A 505-nucleotide genomic window follows, 5' to 3' on the forward strand; every position below is an offset into this window, starting at 1 on the left:
GCCTGCTCCACCTCATCCGCCGCCAACGACACCACAACCACCTCAGCACCAGCAGCCTCCACCCACGCACGAACCCGCTCCACCCACTGCCCACACTCACCCGAAGCCGGCACCACCAACAACCACCGACCCGACAACACACCACCCGCACCACTCACCGCTTCCGCCTGCCGCCACACCACCCGATAACGCCAACCCTCCACCACATTCCGCTGCTGCCGCTCCCGCCGCCACGACGACAACGCCGGAACCACCTCAGCAAGCGCCGAAGCATCCGCTATACCCAGCGTGTCCGCCAAACCCTCCACATCCTCACGCTCAACGGTCTCCCAAAACTCCGCATCCACCGGATCAACCACCCCCGAAAGCCGCCCACCCGAAGGCGCCTCCAGCCAGTAGCGCTGGCGTTGGAAGGCATACGTCGGCAGATCCACCAACACCTCGGGCTCACCCCCAGACCGCGGGAGAGCCTTGGACCAATCCACCTCCACACCCCGCGACCACA

General features: G+C 66.1%; 1 pseudogene. It reads right to left on the reverse strand.

Annotation, left to right across the window (positions count from 1 at the left end):
• Positions 1-505 (reverse strand): annotated as a pseudogene (locus AN216_RS28875) (SDR family NAD(P)-dependent oxidoreductase); the annotation flags it as partial.

This window comes from Streptomyces oceani (genome assembly GCF_001751245.1).
Lineage (GTDB): Bacteria > Actinomycetota > Actinomycetes > Streptomycetales > Streptomycetaceae > Streptomyces > Streptomyces oceani.